The organism is Citrobacter sp. RHBSTW-00881 (assembly GCF_013728515.1).
Taxonomy (GTDB): domain Bacteria; phylum Pseudomonadota; class Gammaproteobacteria; order Enterobacterales; family Enterobacteriaceae; genus Citrobacter; species Citrobacter braakii.
On sequence record NZ_CP056269.1, the window covers coordinates 276,431 to 290,843 of the forward strand.

15 protein-coding genes and 1 pseudogene are annotated in these 14,413 nt (G+C 53.5%); 2 read left to right on the forward strand and 14 right to left on the reverse strand.

What is annotated here, in order from left to right:
- Positions 1 to 2: 2 nt before the first annotated feature.
- The 11 genes and pseudogenes from HV311_RS01310 to HV311_RS01360 form a co-directional block, all read right to left on the reverse strand.
- Positions 3 to 1,694, reverse strand: coding sequence for a glycosyltransferase family 2 protein (locus HV311_RS01310; protein ID WP_191220629.1), 1,692 nt, complete (start codon positions 1,692 to 1,694; stop codon positions 3 to 5).
- Complete coding sequence (locus HV311_RS01315) at positions 1,685 to 2,038, reverse strand: ApeI family dehydratase (protein WP_016157672.1); 354 nt, start codon at positions 2,036 to 2,038, stop codon at positions 1,685 to 1,687. Before HV311_RS01315 ends, HV311_RS01310 begins: the two co-directional genes overlap by 10 nt.
- The gene (locus HV311_RS01320; RefSeq protein WP_016154857.1) at positions 2,025 to 3,386 is read right to left on the reverse strand and encodes an AMP-binding protein; all 1,362 of its coding nucleotides are present in this window, start codon (positions 3,384 to 3,386) and stop codon (positions 2,025 to 2,027) included. The genes HV311_RS01315 and HV311_RS01320 overlap by 14 nt, the downstream gene beginning before the upstream one ends.
- Positions 3,383 to 3,964 (reverse strand): hypothetical protein, encoded by a 582-nt coding sequence (locus HV311_RS01325; RefSeq protein ID WP_191220630.1) that lies wholly within the window; start codon positions 3,962 to 3,964, stop codon positions 3,383 to 3,385. The genes HV311_RS01320 and HV311_RS01325 overlap by 4 nt, the downstream gene beginning before the upstream one ends.
- Before the next feature lie 6 nt (positions 3,965 to 3,970).
- Positions 3,971 to 4,222, reverse strand: coding sequence for an acyl carrier protein (locus tag HV311_RS01330; protein ID WP_047415920.1), 252 nt, complete (start codon positions 4,220 to 4,222; stop codon positions 3,971 to 3,973).
- Positions 4,223 to 4,234: 12 nt separating this feature from the next.
- Positions 4,235 to 4,492 carry a phosphopantetheine-binding protein gene (locus tag HV311_RS01335; protein WP_016154854.1) on the reverse strand — a complete coding sequence of 86 codons (258 nt, stop codon included), beginning with the start codon at positions 4,490 to 4,492 and terminating at the stop codon, positions 4,235 to 4,237.
- Positions 4,473 to 5,307 (reverse strand): annotated as a pseudogene (locus HV311_RS01340) (lysophospholipid acyltransferase family protein). Before HV311_RS01340 ends, HV311_RS01335 begins: the two are co-directional and overlap by 20 nt.
- Positions 5,286 to 6,008, reverse strand: coding sequence for a beta-ketoacyl synthase chain length factor (locus tag HV311_RS01345; RefSeq protein ID WP_019078117.1), 723 nt, complete (start codon positions 6,006 to 6,008; stop codon positions 5,286 to 5,288). Before HV311_RS01345 ends, HV311_RS01340 begins: the two are co-directional and overlap by 22 nt.
- Before the next feature lie 40 nt (positions 6,009 to 6,048).
- Positions 6,049 to 7,110 carry a class I SAM-dependent methyltransferase gene (locus HV311_RS01350; RefSeq protein ID WP_016154851.1) on the reverse strand — a complete coding sequence of 354 codons (1,062 nt, stop codon included), beginning with the start codon at positions 7,108 to 7,110 and terminating at the stop codon, positions 6,049 to 6,051.
- Positions 7,111 to 7,178: 68 nt separating this feature from the next.
- Positions 7,179 to 7,556 carry a hypothetical protein gene (locus HV311_RS01355; protein WP_029139728.1) on the reverse strand — a complete coding sequence of 126 codons (378 nt, stop codon included), beginning with the start codon at positions 7,554 to 7,556 and terminating at the stop codon, positions 7,179 to 7,181.
- A 470-nt stretch (positions 7,557 to 8,026) separates the two neighbouring features.
- A complete protein-coding gene (locus HV311_RS01360) occupies positions 8,027 to 9,073 on the reverse strand; it encodes an AI-2E family transporter (RefSeq protein WP_019078118.1) in 1,047 nt (348 codons plus the stop codon).
- Positions 9,074 to 9,206: 133 nt separating this feature from the next.
- On the opposite strand from HV311_RS01360, the gene HV311_RS01365 reads away from it, so the two are divergent.
- On the forward strand, positions 9,207 to 10,424 hold the full coding sequence (locus HV311_RS01365; protein WP_191220631.1) for an MFS transporter: 1,218 nt from the start codon (positions 9,207 to 9,209) through the stop codon (positions 10,422 to 10,424).
- A 3-nt stretch (positions 10,425 to 10,427) separates the two neighbouring features.
- Here the strand turns inward: HV311_RS01365 and HV311_RS01370 are convergent, their stop codons facing one another.
- Both HV311_RS01370 and HV311_RS01375 read right to left on the reverse strand, forming a co-directional pair.
- Entirely contained in the window at positions 10,428 to 10,985 is a 558-nt protein-coding gene (locus HV311_RS01370; RefSeq protein ID WP_016154847.1) for a DcrB family lipoprotein, read from the reverse strand.
- A gap of 72 nt (positions 10,986 to 11,057) precedes the next feature.
- Positions 11,058 to 11,723, reverse strand: coding sequence for a 7-cyano-7-deazaguanine/7-aminomethyl-7-deazaguanine transporter (locus HV311_RS01375; protein WP_019078120.1), 666 nt, complete (start codon positions 11,721 to 11,723; stop codon positions 11,058 to 11,060).
- A gap of 168 nt (positions 11,724 to 11,891) precedes the next feature.
- On the opposite strand from HV311_RS01375, the gene tusA reads away from it, so the two are divergent.
- A complete protein-coding gene (tusA, locus tag HV311_RS01380) occupies positions 11,892 to 12,137 on the forward strand; it encodes a sulfurtransferase TusA (RefSeq protein WP_003827551.1) in 246 nt (81 codons plus the stop codon).
- A 46-nt stretch (positions 12,138 to 12,183) separates the two neighbouring features.
- Here tusA and zntA read toward each other — a convergent pair whose 3' ends face one another.
- Positions 12,184 to 14,382 (reverse strand): Zn(II)/Cd(II)/Pb(II) translocating P-type ATPase ZntA, encoded by a 2,199-nt coding sequence (gene zntA / locus HV311_RS01385; RefSeq protein WP_191220632.1) that lies wholly within the window; start codon positions 14,380 to 14,382, stop codon positions 12,184 to 12,186.
- Positions 14,383 to 14,413 lie beyond the last annotated feature (31 nt).

Genomic DNA, 14,413 nt, shown 5'->3' on the forward strand with positions numbered 1-14,413 from the left:
CTTTACTCCTTGTCATTGGTGTCCGGCAGTTGCCAGAAATCGAAAAAGTTAAACCAGTCGAGGGGCGACTGAAGCGCATAGTGCTCAAGGCGTTCGGCGTAGCGATCGACAGTATTCTGTAATGCCTGTTGTCGTGTGGCGCGCGGTAAGAGCAGCGGGTCGGCAAACGGTTCGCAGTAGATGTGGAGTTTCTCCTGCTGGCGCAGGGCAAAAATCAGATCTACAGGGCAGCGTAAAATAGACGCAAGAATAAACGGGCCCTGAGGGAATGGCGCGTTTTGCCCCATAAAGCGGCTCCAGCACACACGCCACTCGCCGCCGCGTTGGGGATTGACTGCGATGCGATCGCCTACGATGGCTACCCATTCACCGCGCTCCAGTTTCTCTTTGAGCAGAATGGCAGTATCTGGACCAATACTGTTCACCGGGAGCAGATTTAATCCAGCCTGCGGCGCCATCTCTTGCATGATCTGTTTAAAGCGTTGGGCGTTATCGCTAAATACCAGCGCATTGATTGTTTTACTGCCCTGTAGCTGGGCCAGTGCCCGACAGGCTTCGACATCGCCAAGATGTGAAGCCAGCAGCAGTTTTCCCCGAGGATCGCTGACATTTAGCGTTTTTTCTGCGCCTGGTGCAAAAATTACATCGCGACCGAAGTGCAGTTCACCGCGCCAACTGGCAATCTTATCCAGCATCGCGCTGCCAAAACGCAGGAAATGCTGATAACTGGTCAGGTTTGGCGGTACTGGCATCCGGCGTGTGATCAGTTGCGCTCTTACGCGGCTAATCCAGCGTTGAGAGGCTTTTCGGGCAGTTGAAGCGCTGAGCCAGTATACGCCGACGACCGGATACAGCAGCAGGGAGAAGGCTTTGCGACCCAGTACACGCCAGACCAGCAGCATCAGACGCATTCCCCACAACCCTTTGACTTCCTGCTGCTGCGCCCAGTGTGTCGATGAGCGACGACACAGCAGGGAGGGGATGCGCGGTAACATGCCAAAGAACAGGCGAGTGTGCATCAGTGAAATGTGCAGATTGTCTTTAAGCGCGTCGAAATGGGATAGCCCGTCCTGCGGATAGGTGACTCGCGTGGGGATAAAATAGCTGGTGTTGCCTTGCCAGTAGAGGCGCACCATCACTTCAGTATCAAAATCCATCCGTTTGCCAAGCGTTACACGCTGTGCCAGTTGCAGCGTGGGGGCCACCGGATACACCCGGAAGCCGCACATACTGTCTTTGAGCTGCAACGAGAGCGTTTCTATCCACACCCAGATATGGGTTACCCAACGACCGTACAGGCGCGAGCGAGGGACCGAATCATCGTAAATCGGTTGTCCGGAAATCAGTGCTGTCGGATGTTCTTTTGCCAATGCAAGCAGCCTGGGAATATCTTCAATGGCATGTTGCCCGTCGGCATCGACCTGCACTGCATGACTGAACCCGGCATCTGCTGCCGTCTGCATTCCGCGAATAACCGCCGCGCCTTTGCCTGCGTTGATGGGCAGGCGAATTAACGTCAGATTGCTGTATTCTGCCGCCAGGCGTGCCAGTTCATCTCGTGTAGTCTCGTCGCTGCCATCGTCCACCACAATGCAGGGGAGATTGAACGGCCGAAGACGATCCAACACGTCCGACATCATCGCGCCGTGGTTGTAGCAGGGGATCAACACGCATGGGGAAAAGGTCAGCGGCATAACCGAATCTTCCCGCTGCTGGCGGTATGGCGCACGTCACCGTCGTGGCGCTGGTAGCTAAAAGTGAGCATCTGACGCGCTTCCTGCCAGCTCAGACTCAGGGTGACGGTGGCCTCTGGCAATAGCGGTGACTGGAACTTCACGTTTTGAATACTGTGAAAACGCCAGCCAGGGACCAGCAGCGTGGTGGCGTAATCCATCGCCCAGTTTAGCTGTGCAACGCCCGGCAGCAGTGGCTGCACGCTAAAATGCCCGCTGAACCAAAACAGAGAAGGGTCGAGTTGTAAAACAATCTCAGCCTGATGAGGCAGTGCCTGATGGCGCTCAATTTCATGGGGTTTCATGAAATAACTCCTGTAATTGCGCATAGACACGCTTGTTCATACTGTTGACCGGAATCTCATCAATCACCCGCCAGTAGCGGGGAACAGCGACCGGCTCCAGCCAGGGCAGCAGCGAACGTCGCCAGGTCAGTTCTTGCGGTTTACCACCGCACTCAAGCCAGCGTTGCCGGGCTTCGTCATCCAGTACCAGCAGGACACCAACGCCCTGACGACCTCCGCGTGAGACGGGCAATGCTGCGACTTCACGGATACCGTCCAGTGCCAGTAAACGTTGCTCCACTTCGCTGAGTGAAATGCGTTTCTCTTCAATCTTGACCACCCGCCCGCGTCTGCCCATCAGGCGGAACTGTCCGTTTTCGATAAACTGAAGAATATCATCGAGTAACAGGCCATCATCAGCTGCAATTAGTGGTGAAAACACACGAAACGCGTCGTCTTCTGACTGGAATCTGACTCCGGGAAAAGGCAGCCATGTCACATCATCCTGATGGCGATAGCGCCACGCGAGGATTCCGGTTTCAGTGCTGCCGTAGATCTCATCGGGCCAGACATTCAGCCAGTCAGCAGCCTGCTTGACGTCCTGCCAGGACAGCATGCCGCCCGCGGAAAGAATCAACTCGATTGGCGGCGGTGTCAGGTGGTGGTCGAGGCGTTTCAGAAACGCCGGACTGCTGATAAACGCATACCGATGATCAGGGCTCAGTGCCGCCAGTTGTTCGGCATACCAAAGCATCGCCGCATGCAGCGGGAGGCCTAAAGCCATCGGCAAGAAGATACGAAACGTCAGACCATACAGGTGTTGCGGTACCACTGACGCGACGACCCGGCAACCTGCCAGACGATCAGCAAAACGCGTAGCGAGCAATGCTGCTTCGCTATCCAGACGAGCAATCGGTTTGATTACGCGTTTCGGCTGGCCGGTCGAACCGGAAGTGAATAGCTCCACAAAGGCGTCACTGCGTATTATCGGGAACGTGATGTCGTGGGCCACAGATGTCATGGCAGAGCTGACCACTCGCAGCGTTCCCTGCCAGTCCAGCGCTTTATCGCTCAGTACGCCATCAAACAGCAAGTGCTGCTCGTTTAACAACGAGACGCGACAATGTCCCGGGATCACCGGTGTTTTGCCAGCATGGAGCGTTGCCAGCAACGCGACGATGAATAAATAGCTGTTCTCGAAGCATAATGCCCAGCGTTCACCTTCCTGCTGCTGCAGTTGCGTTATCAACTGGGCCACATCATGGCGCAGATGGCCAAGTGTCCACGTATGATCTTCTTGCCACGCAACAGGAATGTCGTCCGGTCGTGGGGCACAGAGCCATTGAGCAAGTGTGAGGGGCTGCTTCATTGGGTATCTCGCTTTATCACCAGTTGGCGAACTAACCACTCGCCTACCATCAATGTTCCCATCAGCAGATAGGAAACCATACCGTTCCAGGTCGTCCACAGGGTCATATCGCCATTCAATGCAGTAAAGAGCGCAACGCTGCCATTGATGATGAAAAAGGCGCACCAGATTAGTGTCACAAGGTACGTGTAGCGCACGCCTGCTTCGGGCAGATTTGGTTCGCGCAGCCGCGCCAGACGTTCAACGATGGGCATCGCTGACCACAGAGAACCACCAAAAACCGACAGCATGACGGCGTTTACCACTACGGGATAAAACAGCAGCAGCTGGTGCGTTTTGAGCAGATAACTGGTAATGCATAAGGTGATACCCGCGATCACCACTACCTGTGTCACGACGCGCAACGGTCCCGCCTGTCGCCGGACCTGGCGAAAGCGTAAAAAAAGGAGTAGCGCCATTAACGGCAGCAACCAGTGCAGACTGTTATGCGCCAGGCCAAACCAGATCAAAAACGGCCAGGCCAACAACAGTAGACCTGTCAGCAGTTGTACGACTGGCAGGGAGCGAGTGCCTGACACGGTGAATTACGCTTCTATGAGAAGGCGTTCAACCGCATCGACGACATCTTGTACGGTGCGTACTGCTTTGAACTCTTCCGGCTTGATTTTCTTACCAGTTTTCTTTTGAAGATGCACGATCATGTCGACTGCGTCGATGCTGTCGAGTTCCAGATCTTCGTACAGGCGCGCCTCAGGCTTAATATCTTGCGGGTCAACTTCAAACAGCTTGACCAGCAGTGAGGAGACTTCATCGTAAATGGCTTTTTGTTCGGTCATAACGGACTATCCTCAGGCACGTTGCGCGTGAATGAAAGATGCCAGCGTGGCGACGGAGAAGAAGTGCTGACGCATTTCTTCGCTCTCCGCTGAGAGGACCACGCCATACTCGTTTTTCACCGCCAGACCCAGCTCCAGGGCATCGATTGAGTCCAGGCCTAAGCCATCGCCAAAGAGTGCCGCTTCGGTTTCAATATCGTCAGCTGTTAGTTCGTCGAGATTCAATGTCGTTATAATGAGATTTTTGATTTCAAGATAAAGCGCTTGCATCATTAATTCCTGAAAGAGGTAAAGTACCTGGTTGTAATTGAAGCAAAAGATGCCGGTTCAACTGCCTTGCGGCCAGCGCCGGTTCTTGTGAATTTGCGTCGTAAAATTGGTCGATCTTAACCCGCTCGTGTACTGAAATGGTAAACATGGGTTTTACCGATGGGACGTCGTACCATTGGCTTTCTTTGTTCAGCATTTGTTCGCTGCATTTAATGGTCACTATGCGTAAATCACTGCTGCAGCGCACGGCGATATTCGCCGCACCACGCTGTAACGTCATTTCCTCTCCGGGGCGTGTACGGGTTCCCTCGGGGAAAATTAAAATAGTATCGCCTTGTTCCAGACGTTGCTGGCACGCGGGCAATAGCGCGTCAGCCTGGCTGTTAATCAGATAATCTGCCGCCCGGACCCACGCCGCTGAGGAACGGATTTTTTAGTAGTGCACTTTTCACCAGACAGTCGGTTTCGGGCATTACCGATGCCAGTAGCACGTAATCGATGAGCGTCGGGTGGTTGGCGACGACCAGGCATCCTTGTTCATTGCGTAAAATATCTCGTCCTTCAATTTGGTAATCCAACACACCAAGCCGTTTCGCCACCGTTAAAAAGAGGCGAAAACTGGCGGCGATGCTGCGTCTGGCGATACGCCGACGTCGGGCTTTATCCCATATCGCGATCAGCAAGACGTTAAACCAGAACGTAGAAAGAAGGAGTCCGCCGAGGCCAAACAGGGCAAAGCAAAGACCGGTCATCACCAGTCGCCATACCCGGTTAAGCCGCAGGAGCATCGTGTTCATCCCTGACTCCACTGCCATTGTACGCGTTCGCCAGACAGGGTAAACGCCTTGGTATCTTGCAAGTAATGTTGTAAAAACAATAGGCTTTGCGGCAACGTTGTCTCACCCCGCCCGCAGTGCGGACGGGTTTCACATTGCCAGCTATCACCGGATTCAATGACCAGCGCGACGGCAAACGGCCATGTTGGCATGTCTGGTGGTAACTGTGGGTGATAAAACTCGGGCAGAAAACCGTCGAAATCGACCATCAATACGCGCTGATATCCCGCCTGCAACAGCCCGATGACTTCACATAGCCCTTGCTGGAACGTATCCCTGCCAGCAGAAAGCGAGGAGGAGGCAATCGGTTTTTTCGCAGCGATCGTCAGGTTACCCACAGCAGAGTTATGTACAGAGAGGGCAAAATCGGTTGGTGAGAGTGCCTGCCCAGTCGCCAGGGCGTGCAGGATCCTGTAGTTACGCTCCAGTTCACCATGGCGGCTTGTATACAAAACAGCATTGATATCATGGCGGCGTAGCATCGCCAGCCCACAATCGACGGCCAGTTTGCTGCCGGAACTGAGTCGGCGAGCCGTCATCATCGGTAACTCGTTGAGCTTAGCCAATGGCGCAGTGGGATCGATGGCGTGCGAAAGCCGTGACCATTCATGCCACTGTTCTGTTTCGCTTAACCCTGGCGCCCTGGCCTGCCAGTCTATAATGTTGAAAGCAAATTTCATCAACGCGTATCCGCGGTAAATCGGTTGTTCCGATTGTTTCTTATTTTTTCTTCTGACATATCAATAAAGTATGCCCAACACCTAAGTTGTCGTGGCGTTCATCTACCTGAAAACCTGCCAGATTCAGATAGTGATAAAACCTCTCTACGCTGTAGAAACGGCTGTTGCCATTCGCCATACAGGTAAAATAAAGCGAAGACGCATTCAGGCTAAATGAGGCCGCTTCAAATTTTTGGGCATCCCAAAACAGTTCCATAATGAACAGCTTCGCGCCCGGTTTCATCACCCGGGCAACGTTGCGCAGCATAGCGATAATTTGTTCCGGAGAAAAACAGTCCAGAAATTGACTCATCCACCAGATATCAGCGCCGGCAGGTAAAGGCGAGTCGCTAAGCATATCCACAGCATGGAAATTTATGCGATGAGATAATCCTGCATTTTCTATATTTTCGCGGGCAAGTGCAATTTGTTGCGGCAAATCTAATAGGGTGACAGTAATATTGTCATCATGTTGACAACAACGTAATGCCCATTTCCCGGTATTTCCGCCGACATCGTACAGGGTTGCAGGGGCGCTGGCGAATACATATGGCAATGCGGCATCAAATGCTCCATCTGAATAGTAATGATCGAAAGCAAACCAACTTTCACGCGCAGCCAGCGGTAATTGTGATAGTGCAGGATAGATTGTTGACCAGTCGCCAAAAGTTTTTAACCCTACGGGTTTTCCTTCTTTAAGTGCATTTTCCAGATAGAACAGCCCCTGATAACAAACATCCTGGGTGAAGTCCATATTCACACGCGTCATCGTGTCATGTAAAAGAAAATGACCGACTTTAGCGAGGTAATAATATCCCTCTTTGTGGGTAATGATGCGCCCACTTAACCCCATATCCAACAGGATGCTGGCGGCATATTCGTTGATGGTGCTGTTTGCGGTAATCTCGTCGAGCGTGGCGCCGCGTTTACCTTGCTTGTCCAGCCAGGTGAGTACTCCAGCATTTCGCAGACACAACGCGGTTTGAAATAGCATAGGGGCAAAGGCGATACGTTGTGCTTCAGTAATGGCATCCAGTGCGCTAAGCGAATCCTGTTCGTACATGTGGGGACAACCTGTTAAATGGCAGATAGTAAGAGTATCGGGCCTTTTCGGCCCGACTTTAGGCGTAATTACAGATTGGCGCCGGCTGACAGATTAAGCTGGATGTCTTTATCCAGATTGCGTACCCAGCGGTTGTAGTTTTTGTGAATCTTTCCACCAGAAGCCTGCAGGTTGAGGCTGCTGTCATATTTGATGTCATAGCTGGTGGCGGTATAAGTGATACGGACTTCAGCCACATGATCGCGGGTTTGTTGGCGAGCTTTAATAATACCTGGTCCGGCTTCGGACATGACCCATTGGCGTTGAATACCGGCTTTCAGGATCGCGGTTTTAACCTGGTCCTGAGTATGTCCCGCGCTCACACTGGTGTGAACTTGATCAATCGGCGCAGTACGTGCACAACCCGCTAGTGCACCGACAACGGCAATGGCTGCAAACCACTTAATATACTTTTTCATTAAAACTCCCTCTCAAAGTACCGTTTATACATGTTAACTTATAAGCTCCAGAATCATGATGCACCCTTTATCACCTGAAATTTTATTTAAACTAAATTAGCGTTTTATTTCACTCTGTTGATAGCGAGGCAATGAGATGACCAGATGATAATATTCTATGACTTTCTTCAACAGAAATTTTTCAGCGTCATCATCGGCGAGAAGTATAGATTTTTAGAGAAAACGTATCAAATAAAATAACCTTTAAATCTAAGTGGATAGTTTAAGTTAAATGCTTTGGAGGTGTTCGTTATTTTTATGTGTTTTGGCAAAGAATAATGCATGTGGATTATATGTTTCCTTTATAAAAGAATGAATTCCTTTTCACTCTTTATTTAAGATAAGCCACTTTATATAGCTGTGTTGACGTCATTTTAACGTCAATATGGAAATATAATAACTACCTCGGTTGGTAGTTTTCAGGGTAGCCGACTTTTGGGCCTGCCGGGTCCCAGCAAAATTGCCAGTTTGCTACCGCCTGTGGTGGTTTCCATCCAGATTTTACACACGCTGGTTAACGGCACGGAGAGCAGCATACCTACCGGACCAAGCAGCCATCCCCACACCAACAGAGAGAGAAACACGATTAGCGTCGATAATCCCAGTCGGTGCCCCATCATGCGGGGCTCAAGGATGTTGCCAATTACCATATGCACCACCAGAAACAGCGCCCCAACCAGCACGCATTCGTAAACGCCGTTGAACAGCAGCGCCTGGATCATGGGTGGAACGGCGGAAATGACCGAGCCAATGTTGGGCACGTAGTTTAGCAGGAATGCCAGCACACCCCACATCAGAGCAAACTGAATACCCATTAGCGCCAGTCCGAGCCAGACGATGGCACCGGTCCATAAGCTGAGCAACGTTTTCAGCGCCAGATAGTGAGAAACACCTTTCAGCGCCCGATGCAGCCCCGCAATATGGATTTGGGGGTTGTTCAGCGCAAAGCGCAGTTTATAGGGGACATGACGCACCTCAAACAACATAAAGACCACCGTCATCACCAGCAGAACGACGCTGGCCATGGCACCAGAAAGACTTGTCATCAGCGTGGTTGTGAAGGTCATCAGCTTGTCGGAGTCCATACGTTGCAGCATGCGCTCCGGGGACATATGCAGATTTAGAAAAGGCACCATCTCTTGCAGATACAGAACCTTGCGCGTCAGCTCCTTATTGTATTTTGGCAGCATGGCCATGAATTCAGTGATGGATGACGCCAGAACGCCGATTAACGCCGTAAGAACGATCAGCATCACCACCACGACTAACGTTATCGCGACCGGCCGACGTACACCCCGGCGAATAAACCAGATGACCAGCGGATTCAATACAATGGCAAAAAAAAGGGCCAGCAGAAGCTGTACGATGATATCCGCCGCGGCATGAATACCCGCGAGGATCACCACCAGAGCGGCCAGTTTGAGCAGAATGTGCAAACCCGTTTTATCGGGCTGGGCGGTTGTCATGTCGTCTTCCTGTTTGCGTTTTTGCATTAAGTGTAGCGGCTGGCTTGCGACTGATATTCCTAAACTGACTACTGATTTCTGCCCGGCAACATGGTAGAAATGAAACACTGTTGTGAAAACGTGGTGATCCTCCATGCCCGAACCCGTCGCTGAACCGACGCTTAGCGGTTTACGCCTTAATCTGCGTATTGTCTCTGTGGTGATGTTTAACTTCGCCAGCTACCTGACCATTGGTCTGCCGCTCGCTGTATTGCCAGGCTATGTCCATGATGTGATGGGATTTAGTGCTTTTTGGGCAGGGCTGGTCATCAGCCTGCAATATTTCGCTACGCTGCTGAGCCGTCCACATGCCGGTCGCTATGCCGACCTGCTGGGGCCAAAGAAGATTGTGATATTCGGACTGTGTGGCTGTTTTTTAAGTGGTCTGGGCTACTTCCTGGCGGGCTTCACGAATGGCTGGCCGCTGGCCAGCCTGCTGCTGTTATGCCTGGGGCGCGTGATTCTAGGGATCGGGCAAAGCTTTGCCGGGACTGGCTCTACGCTGTGGGGGGTTGGGGTCGTTGGTTCAATGCACATCGGACGGGTGATTTCGTGGAACGGCATCGTGACCTATGGCGCGATGGCGATAGGCGCTCCGCTGGGTGTACTGTTTTATGCCTGGGGTGGCTTACAGGGACTGGCGCTGACCGTGATGGGCGTGGCGCTGTTGGCAATACTGCTGGCGCTCCCTCGTCCGGCGGTGAAGGCCAGCAAAGGCAAACCGTTGCCGTTTCGCGCGGTGCTTGGGCGTGTCTGGTTGTACGGCATGGCGCTGGCCCTGGCCTCAGCCGGATTTGGCGTGATCGCCACTTTCATTACCCTGTTTTATGATGCCAAAGGCTGGGACGGTGCCGCTTTCGCGCTGACGCTTTTTAGCTGCACGTTTGTGGGGACCCGCCTGTTGTTCCCAAATGGTATCAACCGTTTAGGTGGACTAAATGTGGCGATGATCTGCTTTAGCGTCGAGATTATTGGGCTGCTGCTGGTGGGGATGGCTTCCATGCCGTGGATGGCGAAAAGCGGCGTCCTGCTGGCCGGTGCAGGGTTCTCGCTGGTATTCCCGGAGCTGGGCGTGGTGGCGGTAAAAGCCGTCCCGCAGCAAAATCAGGGCGCTGCGCTGGCGACGTATACGGTGTTTATGGATTTATCACTGGGAGTTACGGGGCCGCTGGCCGGGCTGGTTATGACGTGGGCGGGCGTGCCGGTTATCTATCTGGCGGCGGCAGGGCTGGTGGCGGTGGCGTTATTGCTGACCTGGCGATTAAAAAAACGGCCTCAGGTGGTGTCACCGGAGGCCGAGTCATCGTCTTAACCGTTACTGGATAACCAGCGTGTTAATGATGTTTTCTGCGGTAGTCTGCGCTTTTTGCTGATCGTCAGCAGGCAGCGTGATTTGCAGAGTCAGCAGTTGGTTATCGACTTTACCCAACACCACGGAAGAGTAAGCGGTCTGGCCTTTGGCCGAGATGATGCTGTCTAACTGCTGCAGCGTGTGGCCTTTCAGCTCAATAGATTTATTGGTGACGACCTGCAACTGCGGGTCGCGGCTACGCTGCTGATCTTCCAGGCGTTTTGCCAGCACAGCCAGGTCTTCGTTGGTATTGTCGCCAACAATCACAATCACCGCTTTCTGGCCGGTTGCGTCAGAATAAACGTGCATATTGTTCGCCTGGGTGCCCAGTTTGCCGCTCTGATCGGTCATATCCGCTGGCAGGGAAAAACTGAGTTTACCGTCCAACAGGCTGACCGGTTGTCCAGTGGCGCTACTTTCTGCGGCAGCACCCTCTGCTGGCGCTTTTGTATCGCTATTATCACAGGCCGCAAGCCCCATAACCAGCAGGCCAATACCGACATATTTAACCAGATTGCGCATTGACTTCTTCCTTTCGATAAACGGCCATAACGGCTCATTCGTCCATCTTATCACAACTCGGAAAATGAACCTTTAACTCGTCTGCAATGCAGAGATTTCGGATTTATCTGCCAGCCTTTTCAGTAACATATTCAGCAGCACGCCGTACATCGGCAGGAAGAAAATAATGCTGATCAGCACTTTGAAGCAGTAGTCGACCAGCGCGATTTCCATCCAGTGCTCGGCCATAAAGGCATCCGGGCTGCGCCAGAAAGCGATAAAGAAGAAGGCTAACGTATCGCTGATGTTGCCAAACAGCGTGGAAGCCGTTGGCGCCAGCCACCAGCGACGGTTCTGACGCAGGCGGTTAAAGACATGCACATCCAGAATTTGACCCAGCGCGTAAGCCATAAAGCTGGCGGCGGCGATACGGGCGACAAACAGATTAAAGTGCAGCAGTGCGCCGAATCCCTGCCACGATCCCATATAGAACAGTGATGAAACGACATAGGAGATCAGCAGCGCGGGGATCATTACCGCAAAGATGATACGTCGTGCCAACGGAGCGCCAAAAATACGCACGGTCAGATCGGTCGCGAGGAAAATAAACGGAAAGCTGAAAGCGCCCCATGTGGTATGGAAACCAAAAATGGAGATCGGTAGCTGCACCAGATAGTTGCTGGAGGTGATCACCAGCAGATGAAATAGCGATAGCCAAAACAACGCTTTTACGCGTTGAGATTGTGTAAACGGAGTCATATTGTGACCTTTTTGTTGGATGGGGTGAGGGAACCCAATAAAAAACCGTCGCATGATACTGCTTTAAGAGCACATTGCAATGGTTGTTTTTCACGCAATCGTTAACCTGATTGGCTTACGCCACAACAGAGCGTAAAATAACGCCGTTTTTGAATGAACGAGACTACGATGAGCGATCTGTTTACCTCTCCCGACCATACTCTTGATGCCCAGGGGCTGCGCTGCCCGGAACCCGTAATGATGGTGCGTAAAACCGTGCGCGGCATGCAGGCGGGTGAAACGCTGCTGATTGTCGCCGACGATCCGGCGACAACCCGTGACATTCCCGGCTTCTGTACCTTTATGGAGCATGAGTTGGTGGCAAAAGAGACCGACTCTCTGCCGTACCGCTATCTGGTGCGCAAAGGCCAGTAATCTTAGCCGGATGGCGCTAATGCAACAGCCGTCCGGCACAGACTCATTATCCTTTACGTAGTAACCGCAGCGCGTTAGCGGTCACCAGTACCGTCGCCCCCGTATCTGCCAGCACCGCCAGCCACAGTCCGGTTATTCCGAGCAGCGTGGTGACGAGAAAAATCCCCTTCAGGCCTAGCGCAATCGCAATGTTCTGGCGAATATTGGCGTGGGTGGCGCGGGCTAACTGAATCATTTGCACCAGACCACGCAGGCGGTTGTGGGTCAGGGCGGCATCGGCGGTTTCCAGCGCGACATCGGTCCCGCTTCCCATCGCAATGCCAATGGTGGCTGCTTTCATTGCCGGAGCGTCGTTGATGCCGTCGCCGACCATCGCCAGCGGCGACTGTTGGTTAAGATGGGTAACGGCCTGTACTTTATCTTCCGGTAATAGACCCGCTTTGAATTCTAGACCCAATTCACTGGCAATAGCTGCCGCCGCTCGCGGGTTATCACCCGTCAGGATCACCCCTTTCACACCAATCTGATTAAGCTCGCTGATGGCGCTACGGGCGTCGTCGCGCAGCGTGTCCTGTAGGGCCAGCACGCCGAGAACGGCATCGTTACGCAGCACCAGCACCACCGTTTGACCCGCGTTTTCCAGCTCGCTTATCTGCCCGGCAAAAGCATCGGCAGGCTGCTTACCGGCGGCGCAAATCAGCACGCGTTCACCGTTGACCAGTGCTTCAATGCCAGAGCCAACCAGCGCCCGCTGATCTTTTGCGACAGGGATAGTCAGTTCGCGCGTTTGGGCTTCCCGAACAATCGCCTGCGCCAGCGGGTGCGTCGCGCCTTGCTCTACTGCTGCCGCCAGCGCCAGCAGTTCTGCCTCGCCAATACCGCTTGCCGGGTGAATCGCCGTGACGCGCGGTTTACCGATGGTCAGGGTGCCGGTTTTATCAAACGCGACCTGCGTTACCCTACCCAACTGCTCCAGCGCGGCCCCGCCTTTGATTAACGCGCCACGACGCGCCGCGGCGGCAAGGCCAGAGGTAATGGCTGCGGGTGTGGAAATCACCAGCGCACATGGACAGCCAATCAGCAGCAGCGTCAGCCCTTTATAAATCCACTCCTGCCAGGATGCGGCAAACAGCAGCGGTGGTACAAGGGTGACCAACAACGCAACCGCCATAATGGCTGGGGTGTAAATCCGGCTGAAACGGTCAATAAAGCGCTCAATGGGGGCGCGGCGTTCTTCCGCTTCTTCAATCAATTTCAGAATACGGTCAATGGCGCTGGCACCCGGTTCGGAGAGTACTTCCAGCGTTACCAGACGGTCCACGCTGGTGGCGCCCGCCGGGACTTTCTCGCCGGTGGCGCGCTCAACCGGTATCGATTCGCCGGTCAGGGCGCTTTCATCAAAGCTGGCAAATCCGGAGACCAGCTTGCCATCGGCAGGTAAACGCCCACCCGCGGCAACCTCGATAACATCGCCTGGCTGGAGAGTATTGATAGCAACCTCTTCGCGCTCGCCGTTACGCAGGCGCGTGGCGGTTTCCGGCTTGAGCGCCATCAGTGCGCTGACCCCTTTACGGGCGCGGCTGGCGGCCCATCCTTCCAGGCGTTCGCCAATTAAAAACAGCAGCAGCACCATGGCGGCTTCGGCCGTCGCGCCGATAAACAGTGCGCCAATGGCGGCCACGCTCATCAACGTTTCAATGGCAAAGTAGCTGCCGGTTTTCATCAGACGCAGGGCCTGACGGGCAATCGGATACAAACCTACCAGCGTGGTGGCGACAAATGCTATCTGGCCAAAGGGGTGATTGAACTGCTCCAGCCCCCAGCTAATCGCCATCATGATAATCAGCGAAATCAGCGGCAGGTTCTCTTTAAACCGCGACTCGGGGGCGGCGTCTGGCGCTTGCTCATCGCGCAGGGTATAGCCTGCCTTTTGCACTGCGCTTTCAACTTGCAGGCGGATATCGGAACCCGCGTCGACTACCAGTTTTTCGGTGGCGAACAGAACCTGGACCTGGTTGACGCCGTTGACCTGGCGGACCGCATTCTCCACTTTTCGGGCGCAGGCTGCACAGTCCATGCCTGTCACTTTCCAGGAGTAGCGGGTACCCATTACGGTACCGGATACGGGTGGTGGGGTGGCGCAACTTCCTTCGCAGCAGCAGTCGTCAGCCTTTTGTGGCGCAGGCGCTAGCTTGAAAGAAGAAAATTGTGGGGCTTTTTTGCCACTGGAATCGGGTGTCGACATGGCATCCTCCGGTTGATAATCATTTCATATT

Coding starts and splice junctions, on each gene's coding strand:
- HV311_RS01310 (WP_191220629.1), bottom strand. CDS start 1,694: ATGCCGCTGACCTTTTCCCCATGCGTGTTGATCCCCTGCTACAACCAC.
- HV311_RS01315 (WP_016157672.1), bottom strand. CDS start 2,038: ATGAAACCCCATGAAATTGAGCGCCATCAGGCACTGCCTCATCAGGCT.
- HV311_RS01320 (WP_016154857.1), bottom strand. CDS start 3,386: ATGAAGCAGCCCCTCACACTTGCTCAATGGCTCTGTGCCCCACGACCG.
- HV311_RS01330 (WP_047415920.1), bottom strand. CDS start 4,222: ATGACCGAACAAAAAGCCATTTACGATGAAGTCTCCTCACTGCTGGTC.
- HV311_RS01335 (WP_016154854.1), bottom strand. CDS start 4,492: ATGCAAGCGCTTTATCTTGAAATCAAAAATCTCATTATAACGACATTG.
- HV311_RS01345 (WP_019078117.1), bottom strand. CDS start 6,008: ATGAAATTTGCTTTCAACATTATAGACTGGCAGGCCAGGGCGCCAGGG.
- HV311_RS01350 (WP_016154851.1), bottom strand. CDS start 7,110: ATGTACGAACAGGATTCGCTTAGCGCACTGGATGCCATTACTGAAGCA.
- HV311_RS01360 (WP_019078118.1), bottom strand. CDS start 9,073: ATGACAACCGCCCAGCCCGATAAAACGGGTTTGCACATTCTGCTCAAA.
- HV311_RS01365 (WP_191220631.1), top strand. CDS start 9,207: ATGCCCGAACCCGTCGCTGAACCGACGCTTAGCGGTTTACGCCTTAAT.
- HV311_RS01370 (WP_016154847.1), bottom strand. CDS start 10,985: ATGCGCAATCTGGTTAAATATGTCGGTATTGGCCTGCTGGTTATGGGG.
- HV311_RS01375 (WP_019078120.1), bottom strand. CDS start 11,723: ATGACTCCGTTTACACAATCTCAACGCGTAAAAGCGTTGTTTTGGCTA.
- tusA (WP_003827551.1), top strand. CDS start 11,892: ATGAGCGATCTGTTTACCTCTCCCGACCATACTCTTGATGCCCAGGGG.
- zntA (WP_191220632.1), bottom strand. CDS start 14,382: ATGTCGACACCCGATTCCAGTGGCAAAAAAGCCCCACAATTTTCTTCT.